This window comes from Kribbella sp. NPDC104740 (assembly GCF_055583505.1).
Genome location: NZ_JBVJNV010000010.1, coordinates 137,794 through 158,680 on the forward strand (window position 1 = coordinate 137,794; position 20,887 = coordinate 158,680).

The following is a 20,887-nucleotide window of genomic DNA, read 5'->3' on the forward strand; positions in this document are numbered from 1 at the left end:
AGTGGCGGCGCGGCTAGCTGGTTACGGTTTCCAGCTCCTTCTCCTCAGGAGCAGCAACCCGCGCCCGCCGGATGCCGTAGGTGACGACGCCTGCCCACAGCACCACCAGTACGCCGTACGCCGTGAACCGCCCCGCCGTGCCGACCTCCAGCCCCTTCAGCAGCGTCCGCGCGTTGGTCAGGATGAGCACCAGCCCAACCCCAACCCCCAGCCACCGCGTCGCCAGCCGCGACACGAGCCACGCCGCGAACGGCGCCGCGATCACGCCGCCGACGAGCAGTGCCGCGACGATGCCGTACGGGATGTTCTCGCCGCCCAGCCCGAACAGGAAGCCCAGGCTCGCCGCGACCGAGACGATGAACTCCGCGGCGTTGACCGACCCGACCGTTTTCCGCGGCGCCAGCTTCCCGCTGCCGAGCAGCGCCGAGGTGGCGACCGGGCCCCAGCCGCCACCGCCGGTCGCGTCGACGAAGCCGGCGATCAGGCCGAGCGGGCCGAGGAACTTGCCGCCGACGCGGCCTTCGATGACGACTCGGATCTTGCCCATCGCGAACCGGGCCAGGATGTAGACGCCGAGCAGGATCAGCAGCGCCGCGACCCACAGCGACGCCGACTCGGTCGACAGGCTCGACAGGAACGTCGCTCCGGCGAACGCCCCGACACCACCGGGCACGCCGATCAGCGCGACGACGCGCCAGTCGACGTTCCCGAACCGCCAGTGCGAGAGCCCGGAGGCCAGCGTCGTACCGACTTCGCTGAGGTGTACGGCGGCCGAGGCGACCGCGGGGGTGATGCCGGTGATCAGGAGGGCCGTGGTGGCGGTGACGCCGTAGGCCATTCCCAGGGTGCCGTCGACGAGTTGGGCGACGGATCCGAGCAGGGCGATGAGGATGAGACGACGCACGGAACTGCTCCTTCGGGCGGAGGAGAGGACGAGGGGGTGGAGAGTGCGCCGAAGGTCAACAGCAAGCGGAGTTCACGCGGAGCAGGTCGACGTGCCGGCGACGCGTGAGGGCGTCTCCGGGCGCGTTCGCGATCGTCTGCATGCGATCCAGGAAAGCAGACAAAGTCAGCCAAGATGCCTGGATTTCAGCATCCGGACAGCTGTTTCAGCAGCTGAATCGGTTCATCTCCTCCCCTGGGTCAGGCCGCGGGCCCGCAGCACCGAGTTCTCCAGCGGGCGGAAGACGGCGAGCTCGATCCCGACGCCGACCACGAAGATCAGCAGGATCCCGGCGAACACCATCGAGATGTCGGACAGCGACATCGCGTTGTGCAGGTACTGGCCGAGACCTTCGCCGAGATCGGGTGAGGTCGCGATCAGCTCGGCGGCCATCAGCGAGCGCCACGAGAACGCCCAGCCCTGCTTGAGCCCGCCGAGGAATCCGGGCAGCGCGGCGGGCAGCAGGATGTAGCGGATGCCACCCCAGCGCCCGGCGCCGAGCGCCTTGCCGACGCGCGGCAGGATCGGCGGCACCTGGTCGAGCCCGGAGACGAGCCCGTTCGCGATCGACGGGACGGCGCCGAGCAGGACGACCCAGTAGATCGCCCGGTCGTTCAGCCCGAACCAGAGGATCGCCGCCGGCACCCAGGCCACCGACGGCAGGCTCTGCAGGCCGGAGACCAGCGGCCCGACACCACGCCGTACGACGGTGATGTTGGCGATCGCCAGACCGAGCGGTACGGCGATCAGCAGCGAGATCGCGAACCCGATCACCGCCCGGTGCACCGACGTCCAGAACAGCTCGAGGATGTCGCCGGAGGTGACCAACTGCCAGATCTGCGCGCCGACGTCGGCCGGCGCGGGCAGCTTGAACTCGGGCCAGAACGCCGCGGCCCAGAGCACCTGCCAGATCAGCACGAACACGGCGATCGCGCCGATCGGCGGCAGCACCCGGACGACGATCCGCCGCGCGATCGTCTCCCGCGAGGTGTCGACGGGGGTGTCGAGGGCGTCCAGCCCAGCCTCGACAGAGCCCGCCCGGACCTGCGTCAGCTCAGGCGGCATGGCTGCTGATCACCTTCCGCAGCGCGGTGTTGACCTCGTCGACGGCCCGCGCCTCGTCAGCGATCCCGTCCACATCCCACTCCTGGACGACGCGACCGGGACGCGACGACAGCAGCACAACACGCTGACCGAGCCGGACGGCTTCCCGTACGTCGTGGGTGACGAACAGGATCGCCGTACCGGTCGCCCGCCAGATCCGCAGCAACTCCCCCTGCAGCACATCCCGCGTGATCGCATCCAGCGCCGAGAACGGCTCGTCCATCAGCAACAACGAAGGCTTCCCGGCACCGGCGCCGGTGTGATCAGTCGTGGACGCCAACGCCCGAGCCAGCGCGACCCGCTGCCGCATCCCACCCGACAACTCGTGCGGCCGCTTGTCCCCGACCCCACCCAGCCGAACCAGCTCGAGCAACTCAGCAGCAGTGGCTCGCCGCGCCGCCTTACCAACACCGGCCATCCGCAACGGCAGCTCGACATTTCCCGCGGCCGTCAGCCAAGGCATCAACGCAGCCTCCTGGAAGACCACCGCCGGCCGGGAAGAGTTCAACTCGATCCGCCCACTGGTCGGCTGGTCCAGCCCCGCCACCAGGTTGAGCAGCGTCGTCTTCCCGCACCCCGACGCGCCCAACAGGCAAACGAACTCCCCCGGCGCCACCGAGAGATCGACCTGGTCGAGCGCGACCACAGCCTTGCTCCCGGACCCGAAGCTCTTGCCGACCCCGTGGAACTGCACTGGAGCCACCGCCACCCGCCTGGTCTCGATCGTTGCAGTCATCGTGCTTCCCCCCTCGGAAACGGTTACTTGGCGTCGAGCCCGGCGGCGTCGACGGCCGGCTGCCCGGCCTTCTCCAGCACCTCGTTGAGCGGCCCGAGGTCGGCGAACCCCGCGACGCTCGGCGCTTCCTTGGCGATCGCGGCCGTGACCTGGTCCTTGGCGAGCTGCGGGAACTGCGCCGCGACCGGATCAGCAGTGATCTTGATGTTGTCGAACGCCCGGTCGATCACGGCCGGCTTCAGTGCCTTGCCGGTCAGCTCGAGCAGCTGGTCGTTGACCACCTTCTTCGCCGCCGCCTCGTCCTTCGTGCTGAAGTCGATCGCCGCGACCAGCCCGGTCAGCAGCGCCTTCACGGTCTGCGGGTGCTCCTGCAGGAACTGGGTCCGGACGATCAGCACCGTGGTCGGGAACTTCCCGTCCGGCCACAGCGAGGCCTCGTCGAGCAGCACCTTCGCGCCGGCGTCGAGCACCAGCCGCGACGACCAGGGCTCGGGCAGCCAGGCCGCGTCGACGTCGCCCTTCTTGAACGCGTCCAGCGTCTGCGCGTTCTCCAGGTTGGTGACCTTGACCTTGCCGGTCAGGTTCTTCTCGGCCAGCCACTTCTTCAGCGACACGTCCTGGGTGTTGCCCAGCTGCGGCGTGACGACGGTCTTGCCGGCCAGGTCCTCGGGCTTGGTGATGGCCGGTTTGACGACCAGCTGGGCACCGCCCGAGGTCGCACCGGCGATCAGCCGTACGGCGGACCCGCTGGACTTGGCGTAGGCGTTGATCGCCGGGCCGGAGCCGATGAACGAGGCGTCCAGCGAGCCGCCGAGCAGCGCGCCGACGGCCTCCGGGCCGGCGTTGAACTTGGTCGGCACCAGCTTGGTGCTGCCGAGCTCCTTGCCGAACAGGTTCTGGTCGAGCCCGACCAGCGCCGCGGCGTGCGTGACGTTCGGGAAGTATCCGAGCCGCAGCTCGGCGGCCGGGCCCTTGTCGGTGGCGGCGACCGGCTGCTCTCCCCCGTCGGCGCGGGAGCAGCCGGCCACGACGGCCAGCAGAGCGACGGCGGCAGCCGTGAAGCGGGTACGGCGGAAGTTGTTCCTCACAGTGGTGACCTTCAGGTGCGGGCGACTCGGGGCGGAATCGCGATCTGTCGTTCGGACCTAGCTCGGGGGGCACCGGGAGGCCTGCGGTCCGACCATGAAAGCAAAGAAAACCGATCAATTGGGTATTCTTTCAGTATGTGAGACACCTCGCTCACCATGTGGCGAGACCCATCTGGGCACCAGGTAGTTCCGAAGACCTTCCGCGAGCAGCATCGAAGTTGTTCAAAACTTATGCACCCGGAAGGCTCGAACCATGAACGGTCAACCCGAGACAGTGGCGGTCGTCGGATCCGGCGTCGCCGGGCTGACCGCGGCGTACCTGCTGGGCCGGACGGGTCGGGTCACCCTCTTCGAGGCGGACGTCCGGCCCGGCGGCCACGCGCACACCCACGACGTCACCGACTCGGCCGGCGCCCGGCACCGGGTCGACACCGGCTTCATCGTGCACAACGAGCGCACCTACCCGTACCTGCTCAAGCTCTTCGCCGAGCTCGGCATCCGCACCCGGCCGACCGAGATGAGCATGAGCGTGCACTGCGACGGCTGTGGTCTCGAGTACGCCGGTGGCCGCGGCGCCGCGTCGATCGTCAGCCAGCCCCGCCGCCTCGCCGACCCGCGGTTCGTCCGGATGCTCGCCGAGGTCCCCCGCTTCCACCGCGAGGCCCGCGCGGTCCTGAACAGCGGCGACGACACCCTCACCTGGGCCGGGTTCCTGCAGCAGAAGCGCTTCTCGCCGTACTTCGTCCGGCACTTCGCCGTCCCGCTGGTCGCCTGCGTCTGGTCCTCCGGCACCGCCGACGCGGGCCTGTACCCCGCGCGCTACCTGTTCCGCTTCCTCGACCACCACGGCATGCTCACCGTCGGCGGCTCCCCCACCTGGCGCACGGTCGAGGGTGGTTCCGGCACGTACGTCGACCAGGTGGTCGCCCGCATCGGCGACGTCCGCACCAACACTCCCGTCCGCTCGGTCCTGCGCCACGACGACGGCGTCGAAGTGATCACCCAGGACGCGACGCACGAGTTCGACCGTGTCGTCCTGGCCACCCACGCCGACACGACGCTCGACCTGCTCGGCGACGCGACGCCGGAGGAGAAGGCGCTGCTCGCCGCGTTCCGCTACTCGGTGAACCCGACCTGGCTGCACACCGACACCTCCGTCCTCCCCGCCGTACGCCGGGCGCGATCGTCCTGGAACTACCGGATGCGCGACTGCCACACCGACCAGCCGCAGGTCCTCGTCAGCTACTGGATGAACCGCCTGCAGGGCCTGGACTCCGCCGACGAGCACCTGGTCACGCTCAACCCCGACGGCTGGGTCGACCCGGGCAAGGTGACCAGCCGGATGACGTACGCGCACCCGGTCTTCACCCCGGAGTCCGTGGCGGCGGCCGCGACGCTCAAGGACGCCGGCGGGCCGCGGCTCGCCTTCGCGGGTGCTCACCTGGGCTGGGGGTTCCACGAGGACGGCTGCCGCTCCGGCGTCGAGGCGGCCGCTCGGCTGGGGGTCGAGTGGTAGCGCTCCCCCTCCTGCCCGCGATCGTCCCGGGCCACGTCAGCCACTCGCGCCGGGTGCCGAAGCGGCACCGGTTCCGCTACCGCACGTACCAGTGGCTCGTCGACGTCACCGATCTCCCGCGCCGCGGCTGGCTCGGGTCGTTCCGCGCGTCCGACCACCTCGGCGACGGGCAGCGCTCGATCCGCGAGAACGTTGCGCGCTTCACCGCTCTGCACGGCGTCGAGCTCGCCGCCGACGACCGGGTCGTGATGCTGGCCAACGCGCGCACGTTCGGCTACGTCTTCGACCCGCTGACGGTCTTCTGGTGCCTGACCGCCGCCGGTGACGTGCGCTGCGTCGTCCTCGAGATCCACAACACGTACGGCGAACGCCACGCCCAGCTCGCCACCGCCGACCGGTTCAGCCTGGACAAGGAGTTCTACGTCTCCCCCTTCTTCACCGTCGACGGCCGGTACGACGTGACGCTGCGCGTCACCCCCGATCAGGTGGCGGTCGCGATCGATCTGCACCAGCAGGACCGGCGGGTCTTCTCCGCGGCCTTCACGGGGCGGCCGCGGCCGGCCGGGCGGCGCGCTGTTCTCGCGACGGTCGCGCGCCACCCCTTCGTCACCCACCAGATCGCAACCCTGATCCGGGTCCATGGAGTGTGGCTGTGGCTGCGCCGGTTACCGGTGGTCCACCGCCGCCCGCACGTCCCACCGGAAGGAGTGGCCCGATGATCGACGCCGAGCGCTGGCCAGACATTGCAAGAAGTCCGAGAAGTACTGTTCGTGCGGCTGCTGCCCGACAGATTCTGCGCGGCGCCGTCCGGGACCTCCAGGTCGAGGTCGTCCTCCCCGACGGCCGTCGCCTCGGCCGCGGCGGCCCGGCGATGGAGATCGTCTCCGACGCGTTCTTCCACCGGATCGGCGCCGACCTCAAGATCGGCTTCGGCGAGTCCTACCTGGCCGGCGACTGGCGCGCCGCCCCCGGCACCGACCTCGCCGAGCTGCTCACCGTGTTCGCCCGCAAGCTCAGCACCCTCGTCCCGCCCACGCTGCAGCGCTTCCGCAAGCTGATCGAGCGGCGGATGCCCAGCGCCGAGCAGAACGACCGCCAGGGCGCCCGCTCGAACATCGCCCGCCACTACGACCTCTCGAACGACCTCTTCGCGACCTTCCTCGACCCGACGATGTCGTACTCGTCGGCACTCTTCGAAGGCACCGACGACCTCGAGCAGGCCCAGGTCCGCAAGATCGACAACGTCCTCGACCTGGCCGGCGTCCAGCACGGTTCGCACGTGCTGGAGATCGGTACCGGCTGGGGACAGCTCGCGATCCAGGCCGCGCGCCGCGGCGCGACCGTCACCTCGGTGACGCTGTCCACCGAGCAGCGCGACCTGGCCCGCAAGCGGATCGCCGAGGCGGGCGTCGAGGCGACGGTCGAGCTGTGCGACTACCGCGACGTCGAGGGCCGGTACGACGCGGTGGTGAGCGTCGAGATGATCGAGGCGGTCGGCGAGCGGTACTGGCCGGAGTACTTCGCGACCGTCGACCGCCTGCTCGTTCCCGGTGGGCGGTTCGGGCTGCAGGCGATCACGATGCCCGACGACCGGCTGCGGGCGACCCGGCATGCCCAGGGCTGGATCCACAAGTACATCTTCCCCGGTGGCCTGATCCCGTCCGAGCAGGCGATCGACCGCTCGGCGGGCAACCTCGCCGTGGTCGACCGGCTCGCGTTCGGGCCCGACTACGCGCGGACGTTGCGGTTGTGGCGGGACCGCTTCACCGCGCAGGCGCCGGCCGTCGAGGCGCTCGGCTTCGACCACGTCTTCCGCCGGATGTGGGAGTTCTACCTCGCGTACTCCGAAGCCGGCTTCCGCAGCGGTTACCTCGACGTTGTCCAGCTCGCCCTGACCAGGAGGACCTGACATGGAGCTCACCGGCCGCAAGATCTGGGTCGTCGGTGCCTCGTCCGGCATCGGCGCCGCCCTCGCCCAGGAGCTGAACGTGCGCGGCGCGCAGGTCGCGATCTCGGCCCGCCGCGAGGACAAGCTGAAGGAGGTCGCCGGGCGTGACCTGACCGTCTGCCCGGTCGACGTCACGGACACCGACTCCGTTCTGCGCGCCACCGACACGGTGATCCGCCGGCTCGACGGCCTCGACATCGTGATCTTCAGCGCCGGCTACTGGGCGCAGATGGACGAGTTCGACGCCACCAGCTTCGGCAAGCACCTCGACGTCAACCTGCGCGGGCTCGCGAACACCCTGGAGTCCGTGATCCCGAGGCTGCGCGGCGGCGGCATGATCGTCGGCATCGCGTCGGTCGCCGGCTACCGCGGCCTGCCCGGTGCCGAGGCGTACGGCGCGACGAAGGCCGCCCAGATCAACCTCCTCGAAGCCCTGCGCGCCAAGCTCCGCCCCGACGGCATCGACGTCCTGACCGTCTGCCCGGGTTTCGTCGAGACCGAGATGACCGAGACGAACTCGTTCCCGATGCCGTTCATCATCAAGCCCGGCCAGGCCGCCCGGGCGATCGCCGACGGTATCGAGCGCCAGTCGGCGCGGATCGTCTTCCCGTGGCCGATGGCCGTCCTGATGCGGTTCGCCAAGCTCGTCCCGGACCGCTTGTGGGCGCTGGCTCTCACGCCTCGATCCTGATCTGTCCGAATTTGGTCACGGGTGTTGCCCCGATCGGGGGCAGGTACGTACGGTCCTCCGGGATCTACCGCCTGACGTGAGGAGCCCGCCCGTGGCCACACCAGCTTTCCCGGACGGCTGGGCGCCCGGTGGACCCCTCGACGTGGCGAAGCTCACGGTCGAGTACGCCGAGCAGCCGCTCGGCCTCGACGAGCCGCACCCGCGCCTCGCCTGGGTCGCCACCGCGCCCGGCCACGGCGCCGCGCAGACGGCGTACCAGGTGCTTGTCGCCAGCAGCCCGGAGCTGCTCACCGAGGACCAGGCCGACGTCTGGAACACCGGCAAAAGCAGCGGCGACGCCATCCAGGTCGAGTACGACGGCCCGCAGCTCCAGCCGCGGACCCGCTACCACTGGGCCGTCCGCCTTTGGGACGGCCTCGACCGCGAGAGCCGCTGGAGCCGGCCGGGCTGGTTCGAGACCGCGCTGCTCGACGAGGGCTGGCAGGACGCCCGCTGGATCGGCGCCTCGACCGAAGCCGCTCCCCTGCTCCGCCGTGCGTTCGCGCTGACCAGCCCGGTCGCCCGAGCCCGCCTCTACATCAGCGGCCTCGCGTACGCCGACCTGCGCCTCAACGGCCAGCCCGTCACCGACGCAGTGCTCGACCCGGGCTTCACCAACTACGACCGCACGGTCCTCTACGTCACCCACGACGTCACCGACCTCCTGACCACCGGCGACAACGTCCTCGGCGCAGAGCTCGGCCGCGGCTTCTACGGCCTCACCACCCCGAACGTCTGGCGCTGGCACCAGGCCCCCTGGACCGGCGACCCGCGCCTGCTCGCCCGGCTCGTCGTCGACCACGAGGACGGCACCACCACCGAGCTCCACTCGGACACCAGTTGGCAGGTCACCAGCGGCCCGACCGTCTCCGACAGCCTGTACGCCGGTGAGACGTACGACGCCCGCCTCGCCCAGCCCGGCTGGGACACCGCGGCCTTCGACGCCTCCACCTGGTCCCCCGCGCTGGAGCTGCCGGCCCCGAAGGGCACGCTCCGCGCTCAGCAGCACGAGCCGATCCGTGTCGTCGAGCAGGTCCGCCCGACCGAGATCACCAGCCCGCACGCCGGCACCCAGGTGGTCGACTTCGGCCGCACCAGCACCGGCTGGGTCCACCTCCGCGCCGAGGCCCCGGCCGGCCGCACGATCTCGATGCAGTACGGCGAGACGCTCGCCCCCGACGGTCAGGTGGTCGCGGTCAGCGAGCACGTCGAGGGCCGCTTCCAGCGCGACGAGTTCATTGCCTCCGGCAACGGTGTGGAGAGCTGGGCGCCGCGCTTCTCGTACAAGGGCTTCCGCTACGTCCAGGTCACCGGCGCCGACGCGGCCGAGCTGACCCTCCAGGTCGTGCACTCCGACGTCCGCCCGGCCGCGCGGTTCAGCTCCGACGTCGAGCTGTACGCCTGGGCCGAGGGCGCGATGCGCCGGACCGTGCTGAACAACCTGCACGGCATCCCGACCGACACCCCGATGTACGAGAAGAACGGCTGGACCGGTGACGCCCAGGTCGGCGCGCCGACGATGATGGCGCAGCTGGACCTGTCCCGCTTCTTCACCAAGTGGCTCGGCGACCTGCGCGACAGCCAGACCGCCGACGGGCAGCTCCCGGTGATCGTGCCGACCAGCGACTGGGGCTACACCGAGCTGGCCCCGGCGACCGAGTGGCCGACCGTCTACCCGTTCCTGCTCCGCGAGATGCACCGCTGGTACGGCGACACCCGGCTGCTCCGCGAGCACTGGGACGCCGTCCTGCGCTACGTCGACTGGGAGCTGGCCCGGGTCGAGGACGGCTTGTCGGTCAGCGTTCTCGGCGACTGGCTCCCGCCCGGCTACCCGGACGGCCCGGCCCCGGAGGACCGGCGGCTCACCGGTACGGCGTACCTGCATCGCGCGATCACCGCAGTGATCGAGATCGGCGAGCTGATCGGCGCCGACGACCAGCTCGATCGGTTGCGCAAGGCAACAACTGAGCTGGCCGACGGACTGAACCGGGAGTTCCTCGACCGCGCGGCCGGCCTCTACCGGACGGCCACCGACCCCGACTACCGGCAGACCTCGAACGCGATCCCGCTCGCCTTCGGCCTGGTCCCCGACGAGGTGGTCGAACAGGTCGCCACCAACCTGGTCAAGGACGTCGAGGCCCGCGACTACCACCTGAACACCGGCTGCCTCGGCGTCGGCGTCCTGCTGCCCGTGCTGACGAAGTACGGGCACGCTGAGGTCGCGGCGAAGGTCGCGCAGCAGCGCACGTACCCGAGCTGGGGCTACTGGTACGACGAGGGCGCCGACACGATGTGGGAGCGCTGGGAGGCCGACAGCCGCTCGCGCAACCACTACTTCCAGGGCACGGTCGTGCAATGGCTGCTGGAGAACGTCGCCGGCGCCCGCAACCTCGGCAACGCCTGGGAGCGGATCCTGGTCCGCCCGGATGCCCGCGCCGGCTCGGCGCAGACGTCGCTGCGCACCGACACCGTTCGCGGCCGAGTCTCCACGGCCTGGCGGCAGGTCGGTCGAGTGCTGCACATCGAGATCCAGGTCCCGGTCGGCAGCACTGCCGAGGTGCACCTGCCAGCGGAGCAGGTCACCGACGTCACCGCCGTACCGGCCCCGTACGCCGGGGAGCCGGTCTGGGCCGACGGATACGCGGTCTACACGGTCCCGTCAGGGCACTGGTCGTTCACCAGCCGGACGGCGTGACCTTGGTGTAGAGCAAATCGCGGCACACGCGGCCCTCGGTGTGCGCCCGGGACTCGAACTTGGTCAGCGGGCGCCACGACGGCCTCGGCGCCCACCCGTCGTACTGGTTGACGAGCTGCGGCTCGGCCGCGCAGATCTCGAGCATCTCGTCGGCGTAGTCGGCCCAGTCCGTGGCCAGGTGCAACGTTCCGCCCGGTCGCAGCCGGGACGCGACCAGCTGGACGAACGGCGCCTTCACCAGCCGGCGCTTGTTGTGCCGCTTCTTCTGCCACGGATCCGGGAAGTAGATCCGAACGCCGTCCAGCGTGTCCGGCGCGACGTGGTCGCGGAGGAAGTCGAGCGCGTCGCCGTGCAGCAGCCGGACGTTGTCCAGCTCGTTCTTCTCGACCGCGAGCATCAGCTGCCCGAGCCCGGCCGGGTAGACCTCGGCGGCCAGGTGATTCACCTCAGGAGCAGCGGCGGCGAGCTGTGCGGTCGCTTCGCCCATGCCCGAGCCGATCTCCAGCACCACGGGCGCGGAGCGGCCGAACCAAGCGTCCAGGTCGAGGATCCCGGTGGGCAGGTCCTCCAGCTTGCGGCCGAACTCGGTCCAGTGCGTCTCCCAGACCCGCTGCTGCCCGACCGTCATCCGTACGCTGCGCCGGACGTGACTGAACACGCCCGGCTGCCTCACCTGGTCTACCGTCTCCACCGGTACAAAGTACAGGGCGCTACGCGGACCGCTGGTAGTCGAGCAGCACCGGGTCACCCCGCAGCCGCGCCAGCGCCCGGCTGGTCTGACTCTTGATCGTCCCGACCGCGCACCCCACTTCGGCCGCCGTCTCCGCCTCGCTCAGATCGACCAGGTACCGCAGCACGACGACCATCCGCATCCGCCCCGGCAGCCGTTCCAGCGCGGCAACCAGCACCTCGTCGCGCTCGATCCGGTCGTAGTGGTCGACCAGCACCGGCCGGGCCGGCAGCTCGTCGGTCGGGAACTCCAGCTTGCCCTTCTTCACCCGCCAGTGCGCCCGGCAGGTGTTCACCAGCACCTGCCGCACGTAGGCGTACGGGTCATCGCCGTAGATGGTGTCCCAGGTCCGCCAGCACTTGGCCAGCGTGGTCTGCACCAGGTCCTCGGCCAGCCCGTGGTCTCTCGTCAACGCGTACGCCGCACCCAGCAGCGCGCCGTACCGCTGTGTCACGAACTCCGTGAAGCTCGCGGCACCGGCCCCCGGCAGATCCCTCATCTCGATCGCCCCCAGCGTTCCTCTGCGAGGAATCAGCGTGGCGGAGGGCGCTTACAGCGTTCTTTCACGGAGCGGTCACTCACCCCAGAACAGGTGATCCACCACGTTCCGTGCCCGCCGGGTCAACCGAAGGTAGTCGTCGGAGAACCTGCTGGTCTGTCCGGGCGGGTAACCACAGATCTGCGCCACGGCGGCGAGATCGCGCGGATCCCGCGGCAACGAGTCACCCGGCCGGGCTCTGGTCAGCATGATCGCGTTCCGGATCCGCGACGCCCGCTGCCAGGCCGCCCGCAGTACGTCGGCGTCCCGCCGCTCGAACAGCCCTTCCTCGACGGCCACCCGCAACGCCGCGAGCGTCCGCGTCGTCCGCAGCCCTTCGACCCGGTGCGCCTCCCGCAACTGCAGCAGCTGGACGGTCCACTCGATGTCGGCGAGGCCGCCGCGCCCGAGCTTGGTGTGGGTCGCCGGATCGGCACCCCGCGGCAGCCGCTCGGCGTCGACGCGCGCCTTGATCCGGCGGATCTCCATCACGTCCCGCTCCGGTACGCCGTCCGCCGGGTAACGCAGCGGGTCGATCAGGTCCCGGAACGCCTGGCACAGCTCGGCGTCACCGCACAGCGGGTCGGCGCGCAGCAACGCCTGCGCCTCCCACACCGCCGACCAGCGCGCGTAGTACGACGCGTACGACGCCAGCGTGCGGACCAGCGGTCCCTGCCGGCCCTCCGGCCGCAAGTCGGCGTCGATCGCGACAGCCGGGTCCGCACCCGGCAGCGACAGCAGCCGGCGCAGCTCGGTCGCGGCCTGGGTGGCGAAGTCGGTCGCCGCCTTCTCCGATGCCCCCGGCAACGGGTCGTGCACGAACATCACGTCGGCGTCGCTGCCGTAACCGATCTCGTGACCGCCGAACCGGCCCATCGCGACGATCGCGATCCGGGTCGGCTCCTCGCCGCCCTTCGCGACCGTCCGCCGGGCCACCTCGAGCGCGCTGGTCAGCGTCGCCGCGGTGATCGTCGTCAGCGCCTCGCCGACCTGCTCGACCTCCAGCAGATGCGACAGGTCGGCGGCCGCGACCCGGAACAGCTCGCGCCGCCGGACCGCACGGATCGCCGCGACCGCGGCCTCCGGCTTGTCCTGCCTTCGGGCGGCGGCCGACATCTCGGTCAGCAGCGCGTCGGCCGCCCGCGGGACCAGCTCACGCTCGTCGGCGAGCATCGCGGTCGCCTCGGGGGCGCGCTGCAGCAGGTCGACGGCGTACCGGCCGCTGGCGAGCAGGTGCGCCAGGCGTTCGGCGGAAGCGCCCTCGTCGCGGAGCTGCCGCAGGTACCACGGGGTGGAGCCGAGCGTGTCCGAGATCGTCCGGAACGCGAGCAGCCCGGCGTCCGGGTCCGGCGACTCGGCGAACCAGCCGAGCATCGCCGGGAGCAGCGCGCGCTGGATCGAGCTGCGCCGCGACACCCCCTCCGACAGTGCTTCGATGTGCCGCAGCGCGGACGCCGGGTCGGCGTACCCGAGGGCGGTCAGGCGCTGCTTGGCCGCCTCCGGGGTGAGCCGGACCTCCTCGCCGGGGATCCGCGCGACGGCGGCGAGCAGCGGGCGGTAGAAGAGCTTCTCGTGCAGGCGCCGGACCTCGAGCGCGTGCTTCTTCCAGATCTTGGTCAGGTCGGTGATCGGGTTCTTCGTGAAGCCGAGCGAGCGGCCGAGGCGCCGCAGGTCGTCGTCGTGCTCGGGCACGGAGTGCGTGCGGCGCAGCCGGTACAGCTGGATCCGGTGCTCCATCGAGCGCAGGAACCGGTACGCGTCGGCCAGTACGGCGCCGTCGGTGCGGCCGACGTACCCGGAGCTGGTCAGCTGCTCCAGCGCGATCAGCGTCGTACCGCTGCGGACCGTCTCGTCGCTGCGGCCGTGCACGAGCTGCAGCAGCTGTACGGCGAACTCGACGTCGCGCAGGCCACCCGGGCCGAGCTTCAGCTGGCGGTCGACATCGGCCGCGGGGATGTGGTCGACGACGCGACGGCGCATCGCCTGGACGTCGTCGACGAAGCCCTCGCGGTCGGCCGCGGACCAGACCAGGCCCGCCATCTGGTCGGCGTACGCCTGACCCAGCTCGGCGTCGCCGGCGATCGGACGGGCCTTGAGCAGCGCCTGGAACTCCCAGGTCTTCGCCCAGCGCTGGTAGTAGGCCAGGTGGCTGTCGAGAGTGCGGACCAGCGGGCCGGACTTGCCCTCGGGGCGGAGCGCGGCGTCGACCGGCCAGAGCGTGCCCTCGGCGGTGTGCGCGGAACAGATCCGCATCGCGGCCGACGCGAGGTGTGTCGCGGTCTTCAGCGCGGGGGCCTCGTCCTCGCCCTCCAGCGGCTCGGCGACGAACAGGACGTCGACGTCGCTCACGTAGTTCAGCTCGCGACCGCCGCACTTGCCCATGGCAATCACCGCGAGCCGGCAGTCGGCGGCGCCGGGGTGCTGGCGGAAGTAGTCGTTCCTCGCGATCCGGAGAGCTGTCTCCAGGGCGCCGCCGGCCAGGTCGGCGAGGACCGCGGCGGTCTCGTCGACGACCAGCCCCTCGGCGAGGTCGCGGGCCGCGAGGCGGAGCAGGAGGCGGCGGTACTCGATGCGCAGGGCATCGACCGGGTTGTCGTCGTCGACCGCGAGAGCGAGGCGGGCGGCGACGTCGTCCGGGGTCGGGTTGCTGCCCGCGAGCGCGGGGTCGGCGAGGTCGTACCAGTGCCGTGGGTGGACGGTGAGGTGCCGGCCGAGCGCCTCGCTGGCGCCGAGCACGCAGCACAGGCGGCGACGGAAGTCGTCGTCCATGTCGAGCGTGCGGGCGAAGGCGGCGACGTCGTACTGGTTCTGGTGCAGCGCCTCGGCCAGACCGAGCAGGTGCAGCAGCGCGAGGTCGGGATCGGCCGACTCCGACAGCGAGGTGATCAGCTGCTCGGTGGACATCGGGGTGTGCTCGTCCAGACGATCAAGCTCCTGGAGCATCGTCGAGGCGCGCTGGGGGTCCGTGAACCCCCGACGGACGAGCTGGCCCTCACTGGACACCTTCCGCGACTCCGCCACCCCCGCAGGCTACCGGCCGACTCCTTCGGCGCCTTGAACACCATCCGGGGGCCCGGCACAGGTCACAGCCTGTCCGCGGTGGGATTGCGGTGGGATCACGGCCAACACACGGAGTGGCTGGCCAAAACTGTCTGTGACGGGCATGATCTGGTCCATGGTCATGATGACGGGGTCGCTCGCTGTTCGGGGCACGGTGGTCTGGTTGACGCCCCAGCAGGGCGGGCGAGTGTCCGGGCCCCCCGAGCCGGACTACGACTACGACTACACAGCCACCGCTTTCCTCCCACCACGCACCGCGGAGGACGGCCAGGTGGGCATAGCCCTCCGCCGCTTCGCCCCCGGCGCCTGGCGCTCCGCGGCCGAGGGCATCCTCGTCCCCGCCCAGCACCACCGAGCCCAACAGGTCGTCCCCGGCTGCATCGTCGTCGTCACCGAAGGCGTCCGCCCCGTAGGCCTCTTCACCCTCGAAGAGGTCACGGCCCTCGCCCCCGACGGCACCACCGTCGAGGAGACCACCCCGGTCGCACCCACGGCCCTCAGTACGCCGTACCGCCACTCCACCGCAGCAGCCCGCTGGCAGGACAACCCACCGGAAGTGGCCCTCACCACAACCCAGTAGAACCGAGCTCCGGTGACGCGCCCGGATGCCAGGATGACGGCCCACGTCATTCTGCGAAAGGATCCCCATGCGCGTTCTCGCTGTCCTTGCCCTGGGCACCACTCTGGTCGCCGCCCCGCTCACCGCTGCCACCGAGGCCGTCGCGGCGACCTGGCCGTCCTGCGTCAAGGTGGTCCGTACCAAGCTGAACAACGACGGCTGGACCGACTACAAGTGGGTGGTCGACGTGACCAACAACTGCAGCAGCGGGATCAGCTACAACGTGGTGCGGAACGGGTCGTCGGACTACGGGTACCGGGATGTTGCCGCCGGCAAGCGTGGGAGCACTTACACCGGGAAGCTGTCGTTCGGGCACGACGCGTCGAAGCCGGACGGCGTGAAGATGTACTACAAGGGCACGAAGTACAACAAGACGTTCTGAGCAGCTGAAACGGCCGGCTCCCCGCAGCGGGGAGCCGGCCGCTCAACTCAGTAGGCGAACTGGTCCAGTACGCCGAACTTGTCGGCCGCGCCGCCGTTGGAGGCGACGACGATGCGGCGGCTGATGGTGTGGCTGCCGCCCGCGGGCAGGTCGAGCTTGAACTTGCTCATGGTGAAGTTGGACTGCGAGTAGCCGGTGAAGGCGCCGCTGGTGGCGGCGTACACCAGGCCGTAGGTCTCGTTGTCCGCGGTGGTGCCGCTCTGGCCGATCCAGCGCTTCGCGGTCGGGATCTGGCTGAACGGGCCGCCGCTGGTGACGACCGGGAAACCGGCGACGGCCGAGCGGGAGCCGGTGCCGTCGTGGTCGATCGCGTCGCCGGCCCAGACCGACAGGGCCGCGCCGGTGCCGTTGGTGAAGGTGGTGTCGGCGGTGATGAACGACTCGTCGGGTGTCGCGGTGAACGTCGTGACCACCTTGAGCTCGGGGTGCTCGGCCGACGTACCGGTGACCTGGACGACCGCTCGATCGCCGGAGTTCTCGGTGATCTTCACCTCGGTCGAGCGGACCTGCAGCTGCTGCCACGCGTTCCCACCGACCGGCTCGGCGGTCGAGACGTAGGGCAGATTGATCCAGTCGAGCTGGTCGGGCTGGCCGGTCAGGGCGAGGTCGAGGACCTTGCCCGTGGTCGACGGGCTGAGCTGCGGGTCGTTGTAGACCTTGGCGATCGCCATCGCGAGCTTCTTGTTCTCGATCACCACGTCCCCCGGTCCCCCCTCGACCAGGCCGCTCGGCAGCCGCTTGCCGATGCTCGCGTCGACGTTCACCGGGCTGACCTCGAGGTCGATCCCGGTCGCGCCACCGGCGCCGACCGAGAGCTCGCGCGCCGCCGTCGCGTACCCGAGCTGCGCCACCTGGATGGTGTACGTGCCCGCGCCGGCCGGCAGCCCGACCCGGTAGTTGCCTGCGGCATCGGTCGTGGTGCGGCCGATCGCCGTCCCGTCCTTGACCACGCTGACCGTCGTGCTGGCGGCCGGCGCGCCGTCCGCCTTCAGCGTCACCTTGCCGGACACGACCGGCCACGGCGCCGCCGCCGTACCGCCCGGCGTGAAGGCGTACAGGTTGCCGTCGAACGCACCCGCGACGACGGTGTTCCCCGAAACCGCCGGTCCCGCCGACACCCAGGTGCCGATGTTCTGCGACCACAGCGGTTGCCCCGTCCGCGCGTCCAGGGCGTAGAACCCGCCGCTGTTCGCCCCGACGAAGAGGGTGTTGCCCGACAGCGCCGGCGAGGTGAACGAACCACCCCGGTACTGCGAACCCGGCAGCAGTTGGTCCCAGATCACCGCGCCGGTGGTGGCGTTCAGCGCCGTCACCGCGCCGCTCGGGAAGGACATGTACACGGTGTTGCCGCTGAGCGCCGCAGCCGACGGCGTCGCGCCGCTGCTGACCAGCGACGGGTGCGTGCTGGTGTAGCTCCAGAGCACCCCACCGGTGGCGCCGTCGCGCGCGACGATGCCGTTGTTCGACCCGATGAACACCTTGCCGCCGCCCGCGGTCGGGATGCCGTCCTGCCAGCCGCCGAGGGTGTCGGTGCCGGTCCAGAGCTTCTGGCCGGTCTTCAGGTCGTACGCGATCACGATGCTGCCGTCCTGGTTGCCGACGTACACGCGACCGTCGGCGACCGCGGGAGTGCCGTCGCTCATCGTGTTGCCGGCCATCGGCGAGCCCCAGATCCGCTGCCCGGTCTTGGCGTCGAGCGCGAGCAGGATGCCCGCGGCCGCCTCGCCGAACCGGGTCTGGAACGGGAACAGCACCTTGCCGTCGGCAACCGTCACGCCGTAGTACCCGTACGTGCGCTGGTTGTTGCCCTCCGGCGCGGCCTCCGGGTCGTTGCGCCACTTCAGCTTACCGGTCCTGGCGTCCAGCGCGAACAGCGTGCCGCGCAGCGTCGGGACGTAGACGAGCCCGTCGGAGACCGCGACGCTGCCGTGCACCGACGACGGGACGTCGTAGCTCCAGATCTTCTTGCCGGTGGCGAGGTTCACCGCGTGCACCTCGCTGTTGCCCTCACCGTTCTCGTCGCGGGTGCCGGCATACACGACGCCGTCGACGATGGCCGGCGAGCCGGTCAGGAAGGTGCCCTTGGTCCGGTACGACCAGGCCAGCCGCTGCCCGGCGGCGATCGCGTCGGCGGCGACACCGCTGTGCGACGCGTCGCCGTGGTGCTGGTTCCAGTTCGCGCCGGCGACCGGCTTGATCGCCTTCTCGGTGGTCAGCGTGAACTTCGACGTCCCGGTCCAGGTCGCCTTGGTCTTGTCGGCCGCCTCCACCTCGACGGTGTGCTTACCGGCCTTCACGTTGCCCGGCAGGTCGGCGTACCAGGTGAACTCGCCGGTCGGCGAGAGCTGCTTCCAGCCGCCGTTGTCGATCCGGTAGCGGACCTTCACCGGCGCGTCGGTGGTGTCGTAGGCGTTCACCTGGATGCCGGGGAACTTGTCCAGCGGGACCGAGGTGCCCGGCGCCGGCGACACGATTGTCAGGTCCTTCTCGGCGCCGTAGATCCGGAACGGGTTGTCGAAGGACTTGTTGTCCATGTTCACGAACCGGAACCCGCGCGGCGAGTTGTCGATCGTGTACGACGAGGAGACGGTCTGGATGTGCTTCGCGGTCTTCGCGAAGGCGCTGTTCGGCTCCACGTCGTTGGAGTGCTCGTGGCCGACCAGGATCAGCTCGGCCTTGTACTGCTCGAGCACCTTGCCGAACTCGTCGTACACCGACGGCGAGCCGAACGGCACGTTCATCGGCTGGTGGGTGAGCACCACCAGGTGCTTGCCGCGCTTGACGTTCTGCGCGAGGTCGGCCTTGACCCACTCCAGCTGCTCGGCGAACGGCGCGGCGCCGTTGTTCTCCAGCACGATGAAGTGCCGGTCGCTGTAGTCGAAGGAGTACCACTCGGGGCCGACGTGCTTGCGGTAGTTGTTGATCCGCGCCGCGTAGGTCGCCCCGGCGGCGTACTCGTGGTTGCCGACGGCCGGCCAGACCGGGACCTTCGAGTTCGCGGTCGACGACTTGTAGAACTCGAACTCCGCGTCGGTGGCGGAGTTGGTCAGGTCGCCGCTGACCTGGATGAAGGCCAGGTCCTGCTTGGTCGAGTTGATCTCGGTGATCTGCTCGGGCAGCTGCGCGTTCACGTGCGGGTCGGCGACGTTGCCGAAGGTGAATCCGCCGTCGGCGGACTTCTTGTCCTTGCGCAGACCGAAGTTCACCTCCCGGGTGTCACCGGCGGCCAGCTGGCCGAGGTTGCGGAAGAACTTCGGGGTCATGTTGTCGTCGGTGCCCACCGAGTAGCCCGACGGCTGGGTGACGAAGACCAGGTCGACGTCACGGCGCTCGACGTCGGACTTGAAGCTGTAGTGCCCCTGCTTGTCCGTGACGACCAGCTGCTGACCGTCGGACACGGTCACGCCGGCCAACGGGGTCTCGTTGTTGTCGATCCGGTTGTCGTTGTCACGGTCCTCGAAGACCGTGCCGGAGATGGTCGCGCTGGGCGCGTCGACCGCGTCCGCGATCACCCCGGTGAGGGGGACCCCGATCACCAGCGCGGCCAGGCCGCCGGTGACGCCGTACAGGACTCTGTGCCACCGGGTGGTGGGTGGACGATCGCTCGTCATGCCAGGAAGAACCTTTCTACGAACCAGAAGGTGCCGAAGGCGGCGACGACCCCTGTCGCCGAGCGGACCACCGGAACCGAGAGTCGAGTCCGGCGAACGAGGAGGACCAGCGGGAACACGGCCAGCAGCAGCAACGCCTGGCCGGTCTCGATGCCGACGTTGAAGCTGAGCAGCGAGACGAGCAGTTCCGGGCTGACCTGGTCGGTGATGCGCAAGGAGCCGGCGAAGCCGAGCCCGTGCAGGAGACCGAATCCGAAGACCACCGGCAGCCGGTGGCGGGTGGAGCCGAGCAGGTTCTCGACCGCGACGAACGCGATCGACAGCGCGATCAGCGGTTCGACGACGATCGCCGGGACGGTGATCCCGCCGAGCAGCGTCGAGACCAGCGTGACGCTGTGCGCGATCGTGAACATCGAGGTGACCTGGAGCAGGCTCTTGAAGCTGGTCGCGCCGAGGATCAGCGCCACCACGAAGAGGACGTGGTCGAGGCCGAGCAGGATGTGCTCGACGCCCATCTTGCCGAACTGCAGACTGGACGACGCGATCGTCGAGTCCCCGACGGTGAAGTCGTGGTGGCTGCGGTCGAAGACGGTCCGGCCGGAGTCGTTGCCGAAGTGGTACTCGACCAGGTTGGTGTGGTCGTCGGCGACGGCCTCGGAGTCGCTGAAGACGGAGTACTGCAGGCGCCAGGTGCCCTGGTCGCCCGCGCAGGAGAAGCGCAGGCCGAGTTCGGCGTACGGCGTACTGGCGCGGTTGCCGACCGAGGTGGTGGCCAACTCGGGTTCGCAGGCCGCGCCGTCGAGGGAGACGATCACGCGGTCCTGCAGGTAGGTCTGGAGCGTCGGCTTGGCGTTGTCGAGCGCCTTCGCGCGCTGGCCGTCGTCGGTGGCGGGCTCGCCGAGGTCGACGGCGCGGGCCAGTACGGCGTACTCGAGGCTGAGCTGGAAGGTCACCTGGCTGCCGTCCTGGGTGACGGTGGCGTAGCCGGTGGAGGCGATCACGTGCGCGGCCGCGGCCGTGGTGCCGGCCACGGCCAGGCCGGCGAGCAGCGCGAGGAAGGTCAGCAGACGACGCATGGAGCGAATCCCATGCGACCTTGATGACTGGTCAGGAAACTATTTACCAAC

17 protein-coding genes are annotated in these 20,887 nt (G+C 70.2%); 7 read left to right on the top strand and 10 right to left on the bottom strand.

Translation table 11 applies throughout. The annotated features are described in order from the left end of the window. Nucleotides 1–13: 13 nt before the first annotated feature. The 5 genes from ACZ6Z4_RS36190 to ACZ6Z4_RS36210 form a co-directional block, all read right to left on the bottom strand. A complete protein-coding gene (locus ACZ6Z4_RS36190; protein ID WP_465575875.1) occupies nucleotides 14–904 on the bottom strand; it encodes a sulfite exporter TauE/SafE family protein in 891 nt (296 codons plus the stop codon). Nucleotides 905–959: 55 nt separating this feature from the next. After that, nucleotides 960–1,046 carry a putative leader peptide gene (locus ACZ6Z4_RS36195; protein WP_363671599.1) on the bottom strand — a complete coding sequence of 29 codons (87 nt, stop codon included), beginning with the start codon at nucleotides 1,044–1,046 and terminating at the stop codon, nucleotides 960–962. 80 nt (nucleotides 1,047–1,126) lie between these two features. Further along, nucleotides 1,127–2,008, bottom strand: coding sequence for an ABC transporter permease (locus ACZ6Z4_RS36200; protein ID WP_465575878.1), 882 nt, complete (start codon nucleotides 2,006–2,008; stop codon nucleotides 1,127–1,129). Then, a complete protein-coding gene (locus tag ACZ6Z4_RS36205) occupies nucleotides 1,998–2,783 on the bottom strand; it encodes an ABC transporter ATP-binding protein (RefSeq protein WP_465575883.1) in 786 nt (261 codons plus the stop codon). Before ACZ6Z4_RS36205 ends, ACZ6Z4_RS36200 begins: the two co-directional genes overlap by 11 nt. Nucleotides 2,784–2,806: 23 nt before the next feature. After that, a complete protein-coding gene (locus tag ACZ6Z4_RS36210; RefSeq protein WP_465575886.1) occupies nucleotides 2,807–3,871 on the bottom strand; it encodes an ABC transporter substrate-binding protein in 1,065 nt (354 codons plus the stop codon). Nucleotides 3,872–4,124: 253 nt separating this feature from the next. Here ACZ6Z4_RS36210 and ACZ6Z4_RS36215 point away from each other — a divergent pair, with 253 nt between their 5' ends. From ACZ6Z4_RS36215 to ACZ6Z4_RS36235, 5 genes are all read left to right on the top strand, one after another. Then, nucleotides 4,125–5,387 (top strand): NAD(P)/FAD-dependent oxidoreductase, encoded by a 1,263-nt coding sequence (locus ACZ6Z4_RS36215; protein ID WP_465575889.1) that lies wholly within the window; start codon nucleotides 4,125–4,127, stop codon nucleotides 5,385–5,387. 53 nt (nucleotides 5,388–5,440) lie between these two features. Next, complete coding sequence (locus tag ACZ6Z4_RS36220) at nucleotides 5,441–6,106, top strand: DUF1365 domain-containing protein (RefSeq protein ID WP_465575892.1); 666 nt, start codon at nucleotides 5,441–5,443, stop codon at nucleotides 6,104–6,106. Then, entirely contained in the window at nucleotides 6,103–7,296 is a 1,194-nt protein-coding gene (locus tag ACZ6Z4_RS36225) for a class I SAM-dependent methyltransferase (RefSeq protein WP_465575895.1), read from the top strand. The genes ACZ6Z4_RS36220 and ACZ6Z4_RS36225 overlap by 4 nt, the downstream gene beginning before the upstream one ends. 1 nt (nucleotide 7,297) lies before the next feature. Beyond that, entirely contained in the window at nucleotides 7,298–8,026 is a 729-nt protein-coding gene (locus ACZ6Z4_RS36230) for an SDR family NAD(P)-dependent oxidoreductase (protein ID WP_465575898.1), read from the top strand. A gap of 91 nt (nucleotides 8,027–8,117) precedes the next feature. Continuing rightward, on the top strand, nucleotides 8,118–10,760 hold the full coding sequence (locus ACZ6Z4_RS36235) for a family 78 glycoside hydrolase catalytic domain (protein ID WP_465575901.1): 2,643 nt from the start codon (nucleotides 8,118–8,120) through the stop codon (nucleotides 10,758–10,760). On the opposite strand, the gene trmB is transcribed toward ACZ6Z4_RS36235, so the two are convergent. The 3 genes from trmB to ACZ6Z4_RS36250 form a co-directional block, all read right to left on the bottom strand. Then, nucleotides 10,741–11,451: a tRNA (guanosine(46)-N7)-methyltransferase TrmB gene (gene trmB / locus ACZ6Z4_RS36240; RefSeq protein ID WP_465575907.1), complete on the bottom strand. Its 711-nt coding sequence runs from the start codon at nucleotides 11,449–11,451 to the stop codon at nucleotides 10,741–10,743. The genes ACZ6Z4_RS36235 and trmB overlap by 20 nt on opposite strands. A 19-nt stretch (nucleotides 11,452–11,470) precedes the next feature. Next, nucleotides 11,471–11,989, bottom strand: coding sequence for a SigE family RNA polymerase sigma factor (locus ACZ6Z4_RS36245; RefSeq protein ID WP_465575911.1), 519 nt, complete (start codon nucleotides 11,987–11,989; stop codon nucleotides 11,471–11,473). Between the two features lie 75 nt (nucleotides 11,990–12,064). Further along, on the bottom strand, nucleotides 12,065–15,049 hold the full coding sequence (locus ACZ6Z4_RS36250) for a bifunctional [glutamine synthetase] adenylyltransferase/[glutamine synthetase]-adenylyl-L-tyrosine phosphorylase (protein ID WP_465575914.1): 2,985 nt from the start codon (nucleotides 15,047–15,049) through the stop codon (nucleotides 12,065–12,067). Nucleotides 15,050–15,203: 154 nt separating this feature from the next. Here ACZ6Z4_RS36250 and ACZ6Z4_RS36255 point away from each other — a divergent pair, with 154 nt between their 5' ends. Together ACZ6Z4_RS36255 and ACZ6Z4_RS36260 are read left to right on the top strand one after the other, a co-directional pair. Then, on the top strand, nucleotides 15,204–15,668 hold the full coding sequence (locus tag ACZ6Z4_RS36255; RefSeq protein ID WP_465575918.1) for a hypothetical protein: 465 nt from the start codon (nucleotides 15,204–15,206) through the stop codon (nucleotides 15,666–15,668). Between the two features lie 67 nt (nucleotides 15,669–15,735). Further along, complete coding sequence (locus ACZ6Z4_RS36260) at nucleotides 15,736–16,089, top strand: hypothetical protein (protein ID WP_363671529.1); 354 nt, start codon at nucleotides 15,736–15,738, stop codon at nucleotides 16,087–16,089. A gap of 47 nt (nucleotides 16,090–16,136) precedes the next feature. Here ACZ6Z4_RS36260 and ACZ6Z4_RS36265 read toward each other — a convergent pair whose 3' ends face one another. Then, nucleotides 16,137–19,760 carry an outer membrane protein assembly factor BamB family protein gene (locus tag ACZ6Z4_RS36265; protein ID WP_465575922.1) on the bottom strand — a complete coding sequence of 1,208 codons (3,624 nt, stop codon included), beginning with the start codon at nucleotides 19,758–19,760 and terminating at the stop codon, nucleotides 16,137–16,139. Further along, on the bottom strand, nucleotides 19,757–20,836 hold the full coding sequence (locus tag ACZ6Z4_RS36270) for a HupE/UreJ family protein (protein WP_465575925.1): 1,080 nt from the start codon (nucleotides 20,834–20,836) through the stop codon (nucleotides 19,757–19,759). The genes ACZ6Z4_RS36265 and ACZ6Z4_RS36270 overlap by 4 nt, the downstream gene beginning before the upstream one ends. Nucleotides 20,837–20,887 lie beyond the last annotated feature (51 nt).